The 15,882-nt window shown below is 38.9% G+C and carries 17 protein-coding genes; 4 read left to right on the forward strand and 13 right to left on the reverse strand.

Annotated elements, in window-relative coordinates:
- Window positions 1–27: 27 nt before the first annotated feature.
- From coaE to IL355_RS08435, 11 genes are all read right to left on the reverse strand, one after another.
- The gene (gene coaE / locus IL355_RS08385; RefSeq protein ID WP_192461721.1) at window positions 28–630 is read right to left on the reverse strand and encodes a dephospho-CoA kinase; all 603 of its coding nucleotides are present in this window, start codon (window positions 628–630) and stop codon (window positions 28–30) included.
- A complete protein-coding gene (locus IL355_RS08390; RefSeq protein ID WP_192461722.1) occupies window positions 627–1,472 on the reverse strand; it encodes a CdaR family protein in 846 nt (281 codons plus the stop codon). Before IL355_RS08390 ends, coaE begins: the two co-directional genes overlap by 4 nt.
- 119 nt (window positions 1,473–1,591) lie before the next feature.
- On the reverse strand, window positions 1,592–2,614 hold the full coding sequence (locus IL355_RS08395) for a glycosyltransferase (protein ID WP_192461723.1): 1,023 nt from the start codon (window positions 2,612–2,614) through the stop codon (window positions 1,592–1,594).
- Between the two features lie 81 nt (window positions 2,615–2,695).
- Window positions 2,696–3,505, reverse strand: a complete 810-nt coding sequence (locus IL355_RS08400; protein WP_192461724.1) for an enoyl-ACP reductase FabI — start codon at window positions 3,503–3,505, stop codon at window positions 2,696–2,698.
- A gap of 114 nt (window positions 3,506–3,619) precedes the next feature.
- On the reverse strand, window positions 3,620–5,272 hold the full coding sequence (recN, locus tag IL355_RS08405) for a DNA repair protein RecN (protein WP_192461725.1): 1,653 nt from the start codon (window positions 5,270–5,272) through the stop codon (window positions 3,620–3,622).
- A 55-nt stretch (window positions 5,273–5,327) separates the two neighbouring features.
- Complete coding sequence (gene porD / locus IL355_RS08410) at window positions 5,328–6,215, reverse strand: type IX secretion system protein PorD (protein WP_192461726.1); 888 nt, start codon at window positions 6,213–6,215, stop codon at window positions 5,328–5,330.
- Window positions 6,208–7,413 (reverse strand): bifunctional phosphopantothenoylcysteine decarboxylase/phosphopantothenate--cysteine ligase CoaBC, encoded by a 1,206-nt coding sequence (coaBC, locus tag IL355_RS08415; RefSeq protein ID WP_192461727.1) that lies wholly within the window; start codon window positions 7,411–7,413, stop codon window positions 6,208–6,210. Before coaBC ends, porD begins: the two co-directional genes overlap by 8 nt.
- A 9-nt stretch (window positions 7,414–7,422) precedes the next feature.
- Window positions 7,423–7,749 carry a DNA-directed RNA polymerase subunit omega gene (locus IL355_RS08420; RefSeq protein ID WP_225621160.1) on the reverse strand — a complete coding sequence of 109 codons (327 nt, stop codon included), beginning with the start codon at window positions 7,747–7,749 and terminating at the stop codon, window positions 7,423–7,425.
- A 12-nt stretch (window positions 7,750–7,761) separates the two neighbouring features.
- Window positions 7,762–8,586, reverse strand: coding sequence for an outer membrane protein assembly factor BamD (locus IL355_RS08425; RefSeq protein ID WP_225621161.1), 825 nt, complete (start codon window positions 8,584–8,586; stop codon window positions 7,762–7,764).
- Between the two features lie 179 nt (window positions 8,587–8,765).
- Window positions 8,766–9,659, reverse strand: coding sequence for a 4-hydroxy-tetrahydrodipicolinate synthase (gene dapA / locus IL355_RS08430; RefSeq protein WP_192462114.1), 894 nt, complete (start codon window positions 9,657–9,659; stop codon window positions 8,766–8,768).
- A complete protein-coding gene (locus IL355_RS08435; RefSeq protein WP_192461729.1) occupies window positions 9,659–10,192 on the reverse strand; it encodes a DUF6913 domain-containing protein in 534 nt (177 codons plus the stop codon). Before IL355_RS08435 ends, dapA begins: the two co-directional genes overlap by 1 nt.
- A gap of 102 nt (window positions 10,193–10,294) precedes the next feature.
- Here IL355_RS08435 and IL355_RS08440 point away from each other — a divergent pair, with 102 nt between their 5' ends.
- Entirely contained in the window at window positions 10,295–11,062 is a 768-nt protein-coding gene (locus IL355_RS08440; protein WP_192461730.1) for a 5'-nucleotidase C-terminal domain-containing protein, read from the forward strand.
- A gap of 4 nt (window positions 11,063–11,066) precedes the next feature.
- Window positions 11,067–11,978, forward strand: a complete 912-nt coding sequence (locus IL355_RS08445; protein WP_192461731.1) for a bifunctional metallophosphatase/5'-nucleotidase — start codon at window positions 11,067–11,069, stop codon at window positions 11,976–11,978.
- Here IL355_RS08445 and IL355_RS08450 read toward each other — a convergent pair.
- Entirely contained in the window at window positions 11,975–12,280 is a 306-nt protein-coding gene (locus IL355_RS08450; RefSeq protein WP_192461732.1) for a hypothetical protein, read from the reverse strand. The genes IL355_RS08445 and IL355_RS08450 overlap by 4 nt on opposite strands.
- An 88-nt stretch (window positions 12,281–12,368) precedes the next feature.
- Between IL355_RS08450 and IL355_RS08455 the strand changes: the two genes are divergently transcribed.
- Together IL355_RS08455 and IL355_RS08460 are read left to right on the forward strand one after the other, a co-directional pair.
- Window positions 12,369–13,583: a hypothetical protein gene (locus IL355_RS08455; RefSeq protein ID WP_192461733.1), complete on the forward strand. Its 1,215-nt coding sequence runs from the start codon at window positions 12,369–12,371 to the stop codon at window positions 13,581–13,583.
- Window positions 13,584–13,665: 82 nt separating this feature from the next.
- Window positions 13,666–13,833: a lmo0937 family membrane protein gene (locus tag IL355_RS08460; RefSeq protein ID WP_192461734.1), complete on the forward strand. Its 168-nt coding sequence runs from the start codon at window positions 13,666–13,668 to the stop codon at window positions 13,831–13,833.
- A gap of 43 nt (window positions 13,834–13,876) precedes the next feature.
- Here IL355_RS08460 and ligA read toward each other — a convergent pair whose 3' ends face one another.
- A complete protein-coding gene (ligA, locus tag IL355_RS08465; RefSeq protein ID WP_192461735.1) occupies window positions 13,877–15,874 on the reverse strand; it encodes an NAD-dependent DNA ligase LigA in 1,998 nt (665 codons plus the stop codon).
- Window positions 15,875–15,882 lie beyond the last annotated feature (8 nt).

A 15,882-nucleotide genomic window follows, 5' to 3' on the forward strand; every position in this document is an offset into this window, starting at 1 on the left:
ACGTTTAACCAAACCTTAACAAAAATGTTAAAATTCGGTCTTTTTAGCCTTGGTAAGTAGTTTTAAATGAATATCTTCCACTTGTTTGTAAGTGTTTTTCAAATCAAGATTTTCAATGACAAAATGAGAAAAAGGGGCTTTTTTAGAATCCGGCAATTGATTGCTTATTCTCTCTTCCACCTTCTTTCTATTTGAGTTGGGGTCGCGCAACATCACTCTGTTTATTCGTTCTTCCTGTGGAGCGGTTACAAAGACAATTTGATCATAGAATTCCTGGGAACCAGTTTCAAATATGAGAGCGGATTCTTGAATAACATAGGGGGTTTCCTTTTCCTCTCTCCATAGAATAAAATCTTTTCTAACCGAAGGATGGACTATAGCGTTCATTGAACGTAATAGTTTGGGGTCATTAAAGATTTTTTTAGATATAAATTCACGATTCAAGATACCTTCTACATACGCTTCCTCCCCTAGTAACTGAATGATTTGTTCTTTGACTTCGCCATTAGAAATCATCAAGGTTTTAGCTTCTTTGTCAGAGTTATATACCGGAACGCCAAGTTCTTGAAACATTTTGGCGACGGTGGTCTTTCCACTACCGATTCCTCCTGTTAAACCTACGGTTATCATTCTCGTTTTAGGATAAATTCTACCTCATTTTCAAGTAATTTTGAACTATGTAGGCCTTCTGGTGTCTTGGTCAACATTACAGTAATAAAATTACTATTAGTCGCCTCTAGAGAGCGAAAATCTGCAACTACTTGGAAATCTTCCTCTGAGATTTCCTTTAAGACCTTTATTTTAGCTTTGCATAAAACCGAAACATTTTCTGGAAACGTCCTCACTTGAACTCCCTTTGGAAAGTTGATTTTTTTTATAGGAAGCTTATACACCTTTTCAGAAAATCTGGCGATTTCTCCCTGTACTTGAACTTTATACGTGGAATAGCTTGTATTTTCCAATTCAGGTGATTGCAATAAATCCACACTTTCAGAAAAGCCCGAGGCCAAATCCGGCAACCTAAGCTTGGCACTGCTCACAAAATCTATGGTATCTATTTCATCTTTGGGACCGGTAATTTCAACAGAATCAGGTAAAATCTTCATTTTCCCGTCCAAAAGATAATTTTTGGCCAAATCCAGTTCTACCTTGGCCTTAACTGGTACTTTTTTGGTAGTAACGGCCAACATGTCAAAATATAGCGTATCATTATCAATATCCATCAAGGCCATGGTTCCGGGCAATTGGCTTTCTATCTGTTTTTTATAAATATCCGGGGATGCAAAAAATTTTGCGGATGTTTCCTCCAACTCAGAAAGATCTATAAATACCTGCTTATTTTTAAAATTGAATCTTAAGAATTGAAAACCTATTGCACGTAACCTAACATCAACCGAGGTTTTTGAGGCTTTTTCAAAAAGGTAGTTGTCCGGTACATTTACAAACTCCAAATCAAATTGAGCTGTGCTCACGTACGTTCTGGAAAGTTTGTTTATAAACCAAATAAGACCCGAGCAAAGAAAAAATACTAGAAATACTTTTACTTTTCTCTTTTTGAGTCCACTCTCTATCTTTTGTAATACGGTATTTTTCAGGGCTTAAAAAAAAGTTCTGGAAACAACTGTTCCGGTTTTCTATTGCTAAAGTTAACCAAGATACTGGATTTAAGAAAACTAAATCCGTAACCAAAAAACTGTATACTTACTGCCAGCAAGGACCACAATGCAATGACTAAATTTCGGTTTTTCAATAAAGAATCTAGAAAAATAAGAATATAATAAAATAGATACAGGTAGAGCGGCAATGATATTCCCAATGCGAATAAAAGTAGCGAAACAAAAAGACCTAAGGTGAAAATAGTTGGAAACCAATACGTAATCTTTGCCGTACCGGGATGCCATTTATTTAAAATAGGTCTTACTTTCCCAAACTTGGAAACCTGTTTAAAAAACTTACTCCAATCAATTCTGCGTTTATGAAATACATAGGCCTCAGGAATTAATTTTGTTGAATACCCTTCTTGCCAAATTCTAAAGGTTAGGTCTGGGTCCTCCCCTGGATGAATAAACCCAAAACCTTTGGTAGACTCAAATGCTTCTTTAGAAATACCCATGTTAAAACTTCTAGGCTGAAATTTACCAATGGCCTTCTTATTCCCACGGATTCCACCAGTGGTCAAAACCGAAGTCATCGCGTAATTAATCGATTTTTGAATAAGACTAAAAGACGAATGCGCGGCATCTGGGCCACCATAGCAATGGACAAAGTCTTTGGTCAAGGATTTCTCCACTTCCTCCAAGTAGTTTGGCGGAAGTATGCAATCTGAATCTAGTATGATAAAATAATTGCCCTTTGCCATGGACATTCCATAATTTCGTGAATCTCCTGGCCCGCTATTTTTTTTAAAATAATAGGAAATGGTTATGGAACTTGTTGCATCCAACTCTTCTTGAAATGAACGAACGATGTTTTCCGAACTTACGGTAGAACCATCTTCTACAATGACTATTTCAAAGGCTTTTTGATAGGATTGACTTACCAAACTTTCCATTAATTCCCGGACCTCTTCTGGCCTATTATAAACGGGAACAACAAATGAGAAGGATGGATTCATCTAAAAATTGTATTACTAAAAGTCCTTTAAAAACAATACCGCCAACCTAGGGCCAGCGGTATTAAAAAATAGAATTTATTCTTAAGAGAACTGCTCAATAACCTCTTGGCTTACTCCTGTATTAGAGAATCCTCCATCGTGGAAAAGGTTCTGCATAGTCACCTTTTTTGTCAAATCTGAAAACAACGTAACGGTATAATCTGCGCACTCCAGAGCAGTGGCATTGCCTAAAGGCGACATTTTATCGGCATAACTTATAAAGCCATCAAAACCTTTTACCCCTTGACCTGCAGTAGTTGGGGTTGGGGATTGGCTAATAGTGTTGACCCTTACCTTTTTTTCCTTTCCAAAGAAATAGCCAAAACTCCTAGCTACAGATTCCAAATACGCCTTATTATCCGCCATATCATTATAATCCGGAAAGGTTCTTTGGGCGGCCATATAGGTTAGGGCTACGATACTTCCCCACTCGCTCATGGCATCAGCCTTGTACAATGATTGCAATACTTTATGAAAAGAAAGAGCGGAAACATCCCAACCCTTAGTGGTAAAATCATACTTCTCATCTGTATAATGCCTTCCTTTTCGAACGTTGATGGACATACCAATGGCATGCAAAACAAAGTCTATCTTACCTCCAAGAATTTCCATGGATTTGGTAATCAAATTCTCTAAATCTTCCTCACTTGTAGCATCGGCAGGAATAATTTCAGAGCCTGTTTTTTCGGCCAAATCCTTAATTTGACCAAGGCGCATGGCTACCGGGGCATTGGTAAGAACAAAGCTTCCGCCTTCTTCATGCACTCTTTCTGCTGTTTTCCAGGCAATGGAGTTTTCATCCAAAGCTCCAAAAATAATTCCTCTCTTTCCTTTAAGTAAGTTAAATGACATATGTGTTAGGATTTGACTAGGTTATTTTTCAAAGTTATTTATAAGTTGACAAAGGTAGAAATTTCCAATAGGTATTCCATTAAGAAAAATGAAATAGGAAAAACCCAAAGATATTTAAGCCAAAAGCTGTCTGGCGTGGGCCATTGCCGAATCTGAAATATCCTTCCCTCCTAACATCTCAGCAAGTTCAGACACTCTTTCTTCTGCCGTCAATTTTCTCATTTGTGTCTGTGTTCCCTCGCTATCCTCCTCCTTAAATACTTTATAATGGTGGTTTCCTTTGGATGCTACCTGCGGCAGGTGGGTAATTGAAAATACCTGCATGGTCTTACTCATATCCTGCATAATCTCTCCCATTCTATTGGAAATTTCTCCGGAAACTCCCGTGTCAATTTCATCGAACATCATTGTTGGAAGGTTTTCATACTTGGCCAAAATGGCCTTAATCGTAAGCATTATCCTAGAAAGCTCTCCTCCTGAAGCCACTTTTTTCAATTCTCCATAGGAACCTCCTTTATTCGCGGAAAAGAGAAAAGTCAACTCATCCTTACCGGTTGATTTAAATTCTTTACTTTCCTTGAGTTCAATTTGAAAGGTTGCACTGGGCATGCCCAGTGGTTTAAGGCTACTTTCCAATTGTTTTTTCAATTGGGGAATTACTTTATTCCTATTTTTCAATAATTCGTTGGCCAATGACTGTAATTTACCCTTACTTTCTTGCAGCTTCTTTTCCTTGGTCTGAATATCTGAATCCAAATTTTCGGTAATTTCTACTTTTTCAGCCAAAGAATTCCGGATGTCTATCAATTCAGAAACCTCTTGCACTCCATGCTTCTTTTGCAAATCATATAATTGCTGAAGCTTTCCATTTACTTCCTCCAACAATTGCGGATTGGCCTCTGCACCCTCCTGTAGGTTCTGAAATTCCGTAGCAATATCATCGGCCTCTATAAAAAGGGATTGAATCCTAGAATTGATTTCCGAATATTGGGAACCAAAGGCAGCTAATTTTCCTGAAATTTGCTTGAGTTCCGTAAGTAAATTAACCAGCCCCACTTGTTCATCATTTAAAAGTTGATGCCCGTTGGAAAGATGTTCCAAGATATTTTCAACATTGTTCAATTGCTCAAATTCCTCTTCAAGGGCTTCTTGCATTCCCTGCTTTAAAGAAATGGACTGGAGTTCTTCTAACAGAAAAGTATTGTAATCATGTTCTTTTATAGCTTCTCGCTGCTGCTCTAGCAAGGCGCTCAGTTCTTTTTCATATCTTTTATAGGTCTTAAGCTGTTGTTTATAATCCGATAGTAACGACCCGTTTTCGGCAAGCGCATCAATAACCCTTAGCTGAAAATCCGCTTCCGTTAATTGCATGGTCTGATGTTGCGAATGCACATCGATCAAACTACTGCCCAAATCGGATAGGATATTTAAAGTAACCGGAGAATCATTAATAAAGGCCCTGGATTTTCCGCTGGGATGAATTTCCCTTCTTATAATTGTAAGGTCATCATATTCCAACTCGTTCTTTTCAAAAAAAGAAGATAGGTCATACTTGGCAATCTGAAATTCCGCCTCAATGATACATTTGGAGTTCTTATCCCTTAAGGAACTTAGATCGGCCCTGTTACCCAAAACCAATGAAAGGCCACCTAATAAAATGGATTTACCGGCGCCGGTCTCTCCTGTGATACATGTAAACCCTTCACCAAACGACACGTTTAGATTATTGATCAGGGCGTAATTTTTAATTGAAAGTTTTGCTAGCACGTATAAATTTTCATTGCTTGACGCAAAGATAATTCATAAAAGTGAACGGAAAGAATTAGTATGTAATGTCGTTCCAAGTACTGGAATATAAAGGAGCCACATTATTAAGTGTTTCCTTTAATTGCACGATGTCCACCTTGGGCCCATCGGAAAAAATATTCTGGATTTCCTCGGATTTGGCATCAAAAAATGTCTGAATCAAAAAAGCATTGGGCCTGCGTTTTATCATAGTTTCAAACAATTTCATGGAACCTGCAATCACCTGTTTACCAGTACTATTATTGTCCCCAAGAATATCCAATCCCTTTCTATGGTAATTATACATGGCAATACGATATTCCCTATAGGTATTTGACAATAAGTTATCAATTAGCTCAAAACGACTACGATCGGTATTTTGGTCCCAACCAGCGTAATTGGTGCCTTGGGCCTGGGTAACTATCTGCTGCGCCTTTCTAAAATGTTCTGTACCGCCTTCCAAAGAAAAGGTGTCCGCGTCCAATCCTAAAATAACATAAACATAATATGAGATAACCCCCACCAAATTGGAATCAAAAACATTTTCGTTGAATACCAATGGCTGATACTCTATATATTCAAAATTAAATTGTCCGTCCTTATAATTAAAGACCGGACTATCATAAGAAGTATTAAAGACGGGTCTGGAGGATTGAATTTGAATATTTCCTTCAAATCTATTGCTTTCAAAATTTGTAATGGTAATGAACATCTGGGCATTGATACGCTCATTCTCCTTGAACTTTCTATTGGTCCATTTGTTTTTATTGACAAAATCGTTCAAGGAACGTTCCAAGGTTTTGAAAATTTGCTGATTGGTTTGTGATACCTGATCGGCATTTACCGTAATAACACAGTTCATTTCTTGGGCATAGGAAGTAAGCCCTATAAGTAAAAAGAGAAAAAAAGAAAGAATATTACGCATGGTATCGTTTCAAAATTTCGGCAAATATATCTTCGGCCACCGCCGTCTTGCTTTTTAGTTCAAACGAATTAATCTGGTAATTGTTATCAATAAAGCTTACTTTATTCGTTGCGTGCCCAAAACCTGCCCCCTTATCGTTCAAAGAGTTTAGGACAATGGCATCTAGGTTCTTTCTTTTAAGTTTTCCTTTGGCATTTTCTACCTCATTTTCAGTTTCAAGGGCAAAACCTACCAAATACTGATTTTTCTTTTTTTCGCCCATTGATAAGAGAATATCCTGTGTTTTCTCTAATTCAATCGTCAACGAAGCATCTTTCTTTTTAATTTTTTGATCCGCTACATATTTTGGTCGATAATCCGCAACAGCCGCGGCTGCAATGGCAATGTCAATTTCTGCATAGTGCTCATGAACTTCCTCATACATTTCTGCCGAGGATACGACCCGCAGGACCTTAATCAACTCATTCGAAACCGAAATATGTGTGGGACCAGAAACCAATATAACCGAAGCTCCCAACAGCGCAGCCCTCTTAGCCAACTCATACCCCATTAAACCAGAAGCGTGATTACCTATAAACCTCACTGGATCGATGGCCTCATAGGTTGGTCCCGCGGTTATCAAAACCTTTTTTCCCTTTAAAGGAAGACCTTCTAAAAGAAACTGTTTGATGGAACGTAAAATTTCTTCAGGCTCTGCCATTCTACCTTCCCCATGGAGTCCACTGGCCAATTCACCTGAACCAACGGGAATCAATATATTTCCAAAAGATTGCAACTTTTCTAAGGAAGCTTTTGTAGATGGATGTTGGTACATGTCCAAGTCCATGGCCGGAGCGAAAAATACAGGACATTTTGCAGAAAGGTAGGTTGCCAACAGTAAATTATCACAAATTCCGTTAGACATCTTTGACAAGGTGTTTGCCGTAGCAGGAGCTATCACCATCAAATCTGCCCACAATCCCAGCTCCACATGATTGTTCCAATCCGTTTCTTCATTTTCTTCATGTACAAAAGAGGAAAGGACAGGATTTTTTGAGAGGGTAGCCAAAGTAAGAGGCGATACAAAAGAACTGGCGCTATCCGTTACTATTACTTTAACGTTAGCGCCAGCTTTAATCATTAACCGAACTAGAAATGTAGTCTTATAAGCGGCAATCCCTCCGGTAATGCCTAAAAGGATGTTTTTACCGCCTAACATTCAACAGTTCTATTTTTCGGTATTTCTATGGTAAATTTTATCGTTCAACCACTCCTCTACTGCCAAGGCATGTGGCTTAGGAAGTTTCTCGTAGAATTTAGAAACTTCAATCTGCTCCTTATTCTCAAAAACCTCTTCTAAACTATCGCTATATGTAGCGAACTCTTCCAATTTTTCCAACAACTCCTTTTTGATTTCAGAATTGATTTGAATGGCACGTTTGGCCGTTATGGAAATAGCCTCGTAGATATTTTCGGTCTTTTCGTCAAATTCGTTTCTATTTACAGTAGTAGTAGAAACGGATGCACTGGAGTTTTTCAAGTCGTTCATATTCATGGTGGCACAAATTTATTTTGCTTCTAATTGTTGGGTAGACCCCTCTAACTCGTTATTTACTTTTTCTATAAGATCATCTGCCTTTTTGGCGTACTTGGTATTTGGGTATTGCTTTTTCAAGGTAGCATAGTGCTCTTGCGCTTCCTTTAACCTTGGCTTCTGTAATACCTGAAAACTGTTTAAAGCATATTGGGTTGCCGATTCAAACCTATAGTACATAGCGTCTTCGCGGTAAATGGAGCCAGGATAATCAGATATAAAATTATCAAAAGCGGCTACCGCTGGGGTCAAAAAACTAAAATCGAATTCCCCTAACTTATTAAATTGCTTCGCGATTTCGTACGCCTTTTTCTCCTTCTTGGTGGTCAATTCCTTGGCCATGGCATTCGCCTCATCAAAATATTCAGAATCAGGATAAGCATTTATAAAATTTTGCAGTTTTGCTAATGCCTTATCCGTATCCGTTTGATCTAGGGAATAAGAAGGACTCAATTCAAAGTAACTTTTGGCACCATAAAAAGAAGCCTCTGCTACCTTTTCACTTTTAGGGTATGATTTTACAAAACGCTCAAACTGATAGCCTGCCATGTTAAAATCCTTTCTTTGGAAATAGGTGTCGGCTAAAAAGTACATAACTCTCTCCCCTTGAGGCTTGCCCACGTATTTGGGAGCAATTTGCTCAAACAATCTGTTAGCACGCTTCATATCGCCCTCTTCATAGAACTTTTGTGCCAAATCATATTTTGCCTTTACATCTTCATTTTTAAGTACTTTTTGATACTCACTACAAGATTGTAAGGCAATGGTCAAAAGTAAAATAGGGGCTAACAGTCTCATTTTAAAAAACATTTTGCAAAATTACGGATTCCTATCGGATTTAAAAAACAAAAATAAATACCGAAAGTAGGGTAATTGAATCTTCAAGGCAATGGTTTTGTAGAAGATTTAACAACCAAACGTAAAGAAAGCCTTTACCATTTCATCAAAAAAGTTAAAATTGACAAGATGTAGCGACCTTAACCAGCTGTAACCCTAACAAAGGGCTTAATAAAATGCTGTATTTTTTGTTTTAAGCCAGCTGTTGCTTCCATTAATGGCAATCTAACGGATGCTCTTGAAAGTTGAAGTGCTTCAAAAATTGCTTTGATACCTGCAGGGTTTCCTTCTTGAAAGATGAGTTCCATACCTTCTTGCATGGTGTAGTGCAACGCATATGCTTCTTCCGCTTCACCTTTAAGACCTGCTCTGATCATTTCAGAAAACTCTGAGGGTAGTCCTTGTCCAATTACCGAAATTACCCCTGAGCCCCCAGCCAGTACGGTGGGTAACGCTGTGATGTCATCTCCGGAAATGATTTGAAAACCTTTAGGACAAGTCTTTATCAATTCTTGTACCTGAACCATGCTGCCTGAAGCCTCCTTTATCGCAACGATTTTTTCTGATGCGTTGGCCAATCTGGCTACCGTGGCCGGCAACATATTGCTACCCGTTCTACCAGGTACATTGTATAAAATGATAGGTTTGGGCGATGCTTCTGCAATAGCCATAAAATGTTGAAAAATCCCTTCTTGAGTGGGTTTGTTATAATATGGTGAAACGGATAGGATAGCCTCATAATTGGTTAAGTCAAGAGTTTTTAATTCCTCGATAACTGCATAGGTATTGTTTCCTCCTACTCCTACCACCAATGGTACTCTTCCCGCATTTGCTATGGTAACCGTATCCATTACCAATTGTTTTTCTTCCTTGGTCAGGGTTACAGATTCACCAGTGGTGCCTAAAACCACCAAATATTCTACCCCACCGTCAATACAATAATTAACGATTTTATGAAGGGCATCGATATCAACCGACAAATCTGATTTAAAAGGCGTAATTAACGCCACTCCTGTTCCAATTAGCTCTTTCATCATTCAATTTCGTTTAAAACACCAAGGTATTTCTTTAACTCTGCTCTAAAGGTTTTAAAGTCTTTTAAAGGAAGATCTAGAATCAAGTCATTGTAAACCATATCCACATCTTTAAATCCTGCCCTGAACCTAGCCTTGGTCTTAATGCTCATTAACTGTACCAAAAGATTTTCTTTAGTATAGTAATTGATCAACAAATCATATTCCCTACTCAAAAATTCTAGGGCGTAACTATTTTCAATAGCCCCGTTCCACCCCAAATCCTTATCGGAAAATACAGGTGTGGAATATGGCGAGTTTTTATCATAGAAACTTTTATACCCTATTATCTTAACAGCATTTGGCCTTAGGTTATAATCTTCAACAAATTCAAAAAAAACACTGGCATCCTCAAATTCGTCTAGATCCACAATACAGCCTACAGAACTTATACCTCTACTTCGGTTAACAGTTGGTAGTTCTTTTGCCAATTCCTGCTTTAAAAATTTAACGCCGGAATTGTACTTGAACTTATCTTTTATTCCTTTAAACATGTACTTTTACATTTTTTTAGATCACAACTTTTCAAAATTGGGATGTGCTCTACAAATGTAAAGAATCTCCTTGCATATTATTGTGCGAAGATAGAACGAAATATGGGTTTAAAAATACAACATTTTGTTACAATTGTAACTTTCATCGTTTTTTTTAGCTGTAAGGATAGTAAAATTGAACTCTCTAAAATTAGAGGAAAAGAGGTGCTGATAGATTCCGTACTCGCCAATAATGCACAAATAGAAGACTTTGTAACCCCCTATAGAAATAGGGTCAACGAAGTTTTGGACAGTACCCTGGCTTTTGCTCCATTTACTATTTCAAAAAGTGACGGGGAACTTAATACGACCGCTGGAAATCTTATGGCGGATGTAGTGCTTTCAGAGGCCAACCCCATTTACAAATCCAGAACCGGAAACAATATAGACTTTGTGCTTCTCAACCACGGAGGGATTCGCTCTATTATCTCCAAGGGAACTATTTCCTCGAGAACCGCTTACGAAGTAATGCCTTTTGAAAACACCATTGTGGTGGCTGAATTATCAGGAAAATCAGTTCAAGAAATGGTTAATTACTTGCGCGATTCAGGACGTGCCCACCCAGTTGCTGGACTGCAAATCATTTTAGACGCCCAAAACAATGTTAAAAGCGTAAAGGTTCAAGGCAAGCCCCTGAACGATACTGAAACATACCATGTTGCTACTTCTAATTATTTGCTCAATGGCGGAGACCGAATGGGGTTTTTTAAGGATGCTGTAAATTCGGTAAATACCGATTATCTTATTCGAAATGCGATGATCGACTACTTTAAAAAAGTTGATACCGTAGCTCCAAAAGTTGATGACCGTTTTATAAAATTGAAAAACTAGCGCTATGAAAAGAAGAAGTTTCATAAAAAACACCAGTGCCTCTGCCGCACTTATTGGTTTGGGCGGTCTTTCATTAAACGCCTGCGGCTCTAACGCAAAAAAACATATCACTATACTACATACGAATGATGTACACAGTCATATCGACACCTTTCCAACCGATCATTCCAGATATGCCAATTTAGGTGGCGTGGCCAAAAGAGCTACGTTAGTTGATAGCATTAGAAACGAAAACCCAAATACCTTATTATTGGATGCAGGCGATATTTTTCAAGGTACGCCATACTTCAACTTTTACGGAGGTGAATTGGAATTCAAACTCATGAGCATGCTCAAGTATGATGCGGCAACCATTGGAAACCATGATTTTGATAATGGACTTGACGGACTTTTTGCCCAAATTCCGCATGCTAATTTTGAACTGCTATCGGCCAATTATGATTTTACGAATACGGTAATGGCCGAACACGTAAAGCCGTATAAGGTTTTTTTGCTTGACGGAATTAAAATTGGGGTGTACGGACTTGGAATTGAATTGAATGGCCTGGTCACCAAGAGACTTTACAAGGAAACGGAATATTTAGATCCTTTTGAAATTGCCCAAGATACCGAAACCACTTTAAAAGAAGCCGAAGCATGTGATTTGGTTATCTGCCTTTCGCATTTGGGGTACGAGTACAAAAGGGAGTCTAAACCAAGCGACTTAAGCTTAGCTGCCAACACCCGATATACCGATTTGATCATTGGCGGACACACCCATACTTTTTTAGACAAGCCAACTATTGTAAAAAACAAGCTGGAGCGGGAAATTTTAGTGAACCAAGTCGGCTGTTTTGGTATTAACTTAGGCCGAATAGATTTCTATTTTAATGCTGCCATGAACGGCAAAGCGGAAGGAGTCTCGATTACTGTCTAAGATTCAGCAATTACAAATTCTGCAATCTGCTTGATTTCTTCTTTTAAAGAAAGTTTACAGAACGGCTTGTTGGCCATGCGGTACCAGTATCCGGCATTGAACTTATCTCCCTCTTCACGATGTAAATGGGCATGGATCCAACTTCCTACCTGCGTATGTAAATCCTGTGCAATATCATGGGATGCTTCCCATTCACCATTTCCTGCGTACCATAGCGCCTTTAACTCGGGCAACCAATTTTCTGGTGGATTTTCATCATTTAAGGTAATTTCAAAATCATGGTAAGTCTTCGGCTTGTTCATTATTGAGCAGGTTTCTTTATTTTAAACTGTAAAATTAGCTAATTTCACTTAGAATTTAGAAGCGCTCGAATTGTCAAAATTACCTTCTTTGTACCAGCACCCCTACACCCCTATGGTCTTGGCAATTATGGTTTGTGGTCTAATTTTCGGTCTGCATATGCTGCCTGCAGTGGATAGCATGCTAAACGAAAACAACTTGAAAATCTCCCATCATTTTTTAAGGTCACAAATAGATTATCATGCGGAGCTGCCTCCTTTTGCCCGAAGACCGTTAACTACACTATTGATGTATGGCTTTATAGGTCTTTTGGGATTAAAAGCGGGCTATGCTTTCATCTTTGTAAATTTTTCCTTGTTGGCCTTAAGTGGCTACCTATTGTATCGACTTTCGTTGACCTTGAAAGCAAGCCGAAGGCAGGCGATTATAAATATGCTAATGTATTTTGGTTCGTTCTCCATTCTTTTCGCCTTTTTTCCACCTGTTTTCACCTATGATGAACCTTTACAATACTGCTTTCTTTTTATTGCTTTAAATTATTATTTCTCTGGTAATCGATTCCGATTTGTTCTCTTTTTCAGTTTAGCCCTGATAGCAAGGGAAACGTCCATTTTATTGCTTCCGGCCCTACTCTACTTAGAAAACAGAAGAGTAAAATGGCTGTCAGCATCAATTTTTATCAAAAGGAATTACCTCGTATTTACACCAGTACTGTTTTACACTATCTACTTAGCCATTTTCATGTATGCCAATAACCTTTTTGGAGATGCCAGTACAGAAATGACCCGAAGATGGTCCTGTTTTTTAGAGAATTTTGAAAGTGAGAAAAACATTTTGGAATCTGTTGTGTCCATACATTTTACCTTAAGTTTTTTTGCTTTAATTACCTTATTCCCTAAGAAGAAAAAGCACCAGTTTTCGAACCTGGTAATCGCTTTTTGGATAACCGCACTTATCAACACCCCCATTGTTATCTTATCGGCCTTTGCCCGGGAATCAAGATTGTTTGCCTTACCCCTGCTATTTATTTGGCCAATCTTTGCCCAGTTTTTTTACCCCTCTTTAGTTCAGAATTGGAAAAACTTTCTTTCCCGCCCTCTTTCCTATAAAACCTTTATGGCCACACTATTCGTTTTGTGCTTCTTCGGAAATTATTATTTCTGTTATAAAATCTATTCGGATTTTGGATTGGGAGATAACAACTTTTTTACCGAATACCTTTTTTTACTGAACTTTTTAATTCTCATTTTAGTCTTACTTTCTTTTACCAAAAAGAGTACAGGGGCATATTTTTTTCTTTCCTAATGGGTTACTTATAAATTGAATTGCACTCCATTTAACGCTTCACACTCAATACATTGCTGTCCTAATCCTAAAACACACAATTATGAGAGGTCTTTTATGGCTAGTTGCTGTTATTTGTATTGTAGTATGGCTTCTAGGAATGCTGGGTGTAGTACCTGGTATTGGAACAAACAGTTTGGTTCATATTTTAATCGTGATTGCCGTCGTGGTAATTCTATATAATATTATTTCAGGACGAAAGCCTTTATAACTTCTCCCTGAAATAAAAAAAGTCGGACTTTCGTCCGACTTTTTTATTGCACCATTTCCAGAAATTCCTTTTCCGTTATAATGGGAACCGATAATGATTCGGCCTTGGTTCTTTTGCTAGGCCCCATTTTATCGCCCGCCACCAGATAAGACGTTTTAGAGGAAATACTAGAGCCAACCTTTCCTCCATTATCTTCAATTAGTTTTTTTAATTCTGTTCGGCTTACCGTTTCGAACACCCCTGAGACTACCACTGTCAGCCCCTTTAATTTATCCGTTTGGTTTTGCAGCTGTTCTTCAGAAAGGGAAAATTGTACTCCGTAACTCTTTAATCGGGAAACGATTTCCAAATTGCTCTCGTTGGCAAAAAACTCCACTACCGAATGCGCAATTCGCTCTCCAATTTCGTTGATCGCCATTAGTTCTTCCGCCGAAGCCGCCATTAAGGCATCGATATTTTTATAGGCTTTCGCCAGTTTTTTGGCAACGGTCTCACCAACAAACCTTATTCCCAAAGCAAACAATACTCGTTCAAACGGAATTTGCACCGAAGCTTTCACTCCGTTTACCAAATTCTCGGCAGACTTTTCCGCCATACGCTCCAAGGGCAAAATCTGCTCTTTGGTCAGCTCGTATAAATCGGCATAATTGGTAATCAAACCTTCTTTATAAAGCAACTCCACAGTTTCTCCACCCAAGCCTTCAATATCCATGCCCTTTCTAGAAATGTAATGCTGAATTCTACCGGTAATTTGTGGCGGACAACCATAGTAATTGGTACAGTAGTGCTTCGCGTCGCCTTCGGTTCTCAATAGAGGCGTTCCACATTCTGGGCAATTTTCAATGTATCGTGTAGGCTCCGAATCTTGCGGACGTTTGGTAAAATCAACTCCGACGATTTTTGGAATAATTTCTCCACCCTTTTCCACGAAAACGGTATCCCGTTCCCTAATGTCGAATTTCGCAATCTGATCAGCATTATGCAGAGAGGCCCTTTTTACGGTTGTTCCTGCCAAAAGAACGGGTTCTAAATTCGCCACCGGGGTTATAGACCCTGTCCTCCCCACTTGATATGTAATTTCATGAAGCACTGTTGAAACCTGCTCCGCCTTAAATTTATAGGCCATGGCCCAACGTGGCGCTTTTGCCGTATAACCCAGTTCTTCTTGTTGTTGTAGACTATTGACCTTGACCACTACCCCATCTGTTTCGTAAGGCAAACTGTGCCGTTGCGAGTCCCATTGGTTCACAAAATCCATTACTTCTGCCGTAGACTTGCACAATTTGGCCACGGAAGGCACTTTAAAGCCCCATTCACGTGCTTTTTCCAACATTTCCCATTGGCTGTTGATGTCGGTTCCCTCACCAACTATTCCATAAAGCAGGCAATCCAAGGGCCTAGAGGCGACCACTGAACTATCTTGAAGCTTTAAACTACCAGAAGCTGTATTTCTGGGGTTCATATAGGGTTCTTCCCCATTTTCTATTCTTTCAGCATTCATTTGGGCAAAACCTTCAAATGGCAGCACAATTTCCCCCCTGATGTCGAATTTTTCGGGATAGTTGCCTTTCAGTTTTAAAGGAACCGATTTAATGGTCTTTACGTTCGTGGTTACATCATCGCCCTGAAAACCGTCGCCACGGGTAACCGCCCTTGCCAAATGACCGTTTTCGTAGGTAAGGCTAATGGAAGCCCCGTCATACTTTAGCTCACAGGTGAACTCCACTTGATCATCACCCAAAATCCGCTGAATACGCTTCTCCCAATCCTCTAAATCTTCCTTGGAATAGGAATTATCCAAAGAATACATTCGGTTGTTGTGAACCACCGTATCAAAATTTTTGGTGATTTCTCCGCCCACTCGCAAGGTTGGCGAAGTTGCGTCATAAAATTCAGGAAATTTAGCCTCTAGGTTCTGCAGCTCTTTGAGCTTCATATCAAAATCATAATCTGATATCGTAGGCGAATCCAACACATAATAATTATAATTGTGCTCCCTCAACTCTTGCCGTAAAGCCTCTATTTGCTCCTTTTTACTCATTGCCATTT

The sequence above is a fragment of the Euzebyella saccharophila genome, assembly GCF_014855495.1.
Taxonomy (GTDB): domain Bacteria; phylum Bacteroidota; class Bacteroidia; order Flavobacteriales; family Flavobacteriaceae; genus Euzebyella; species Euzebyella saccharophila.

Coding starts and splice junctions, on each gene's coding strand:
- porD (WP_192461726.1), bottom strand. CDS start 6,215: ATGCGTAATATTCTTTCTTTTTTTCTCTTTTTACTTATAGGGCTTACT.
- ligA (WP_192461735.1), bottom strand. CDS start 15,874: ATGAGTAAAAAGGAGCAAATAGAGGCTTTACGGCAAGAGTTGAGGGAG.
- IL355_RS08450 (WP_192461732.1), bottom strand. CDS start 12,280: ATGAACAAGCCGAAGACTTACCATGATTTTGAAATTACCTTAAATGAT.
- dapA (WP_192462114.1), bottom strand. CDS start 9,659: ATGAAAGAGCTAATTGGAACAGGAGTGGCGTTAATTACGCCTTTTAAA.
- IL355_RS08445 (WP_192461731.1), top strand. CDS start 11,067: ATGAAAAGAAGAAGTTTCATAAAAAACACCAGTGCCTCTGCCGCACTT.
- IL355_RS08435 (WP_192461729.1), bottom strand. CDS start 10,192: ATGTTTAAAGGAATAAAAGATAAGTTCAAGTACAATTCCGGCGTTAAA.
- IL355_RS08460 (WP_192461734.1), top strand. CDS start 13,666: ATGAGAGGTCTTTTATGGCTAGTTGCTGTTATTTGTATTGTAGTATGG.
- IL355_RS08420 (WP_225621160.1), bottom strand. CDS start 7,749: ATGAATATGAACGACTTGAAAAACTCCAGTGCATCCGTTTCTACTACT.
- coaE (WP_192461721.1), bottom strand. CDS start 630: ATGATAACCGTAGGTTTAACAGGAGGAATCGGTAGTGGAAAGACCACC.
- IL355_RS08400 (WP_192461724.1), bottom strand. CDS start 3,505: ATGTCATTTAACTTACTTAAAGGAAAGAGAGGAATTATTTTTGGAGCT.
- IL355_RS08440 (WP_192461730.1), top strand. CDS start 10,295: ATGGGTTTAAAAATACAACATTTTGTTACAATTGTAACTTTCATCGTT.
- IL355_RS08395 (WP_192461723.1), bottom strand. CDS start 2,614: ATGAATCCATCCTTCTCATTTGTTGTTCCCGTTTATAATAGGCCAGAA.
- coaBC (WP_192461727.1), bottom strand. CDS start 7,413: ATGTTAGGCGGTAAAAACATCCTTTTAGGCATTACCGGAGGGATTGCC.
- IL355_RS08425 (WP_225621161.1), bottom strand. CDS start 8,586: ATGAGACTGTTAGCCCCTATTTTACTTTTGACCATTGCCTTACAATCT.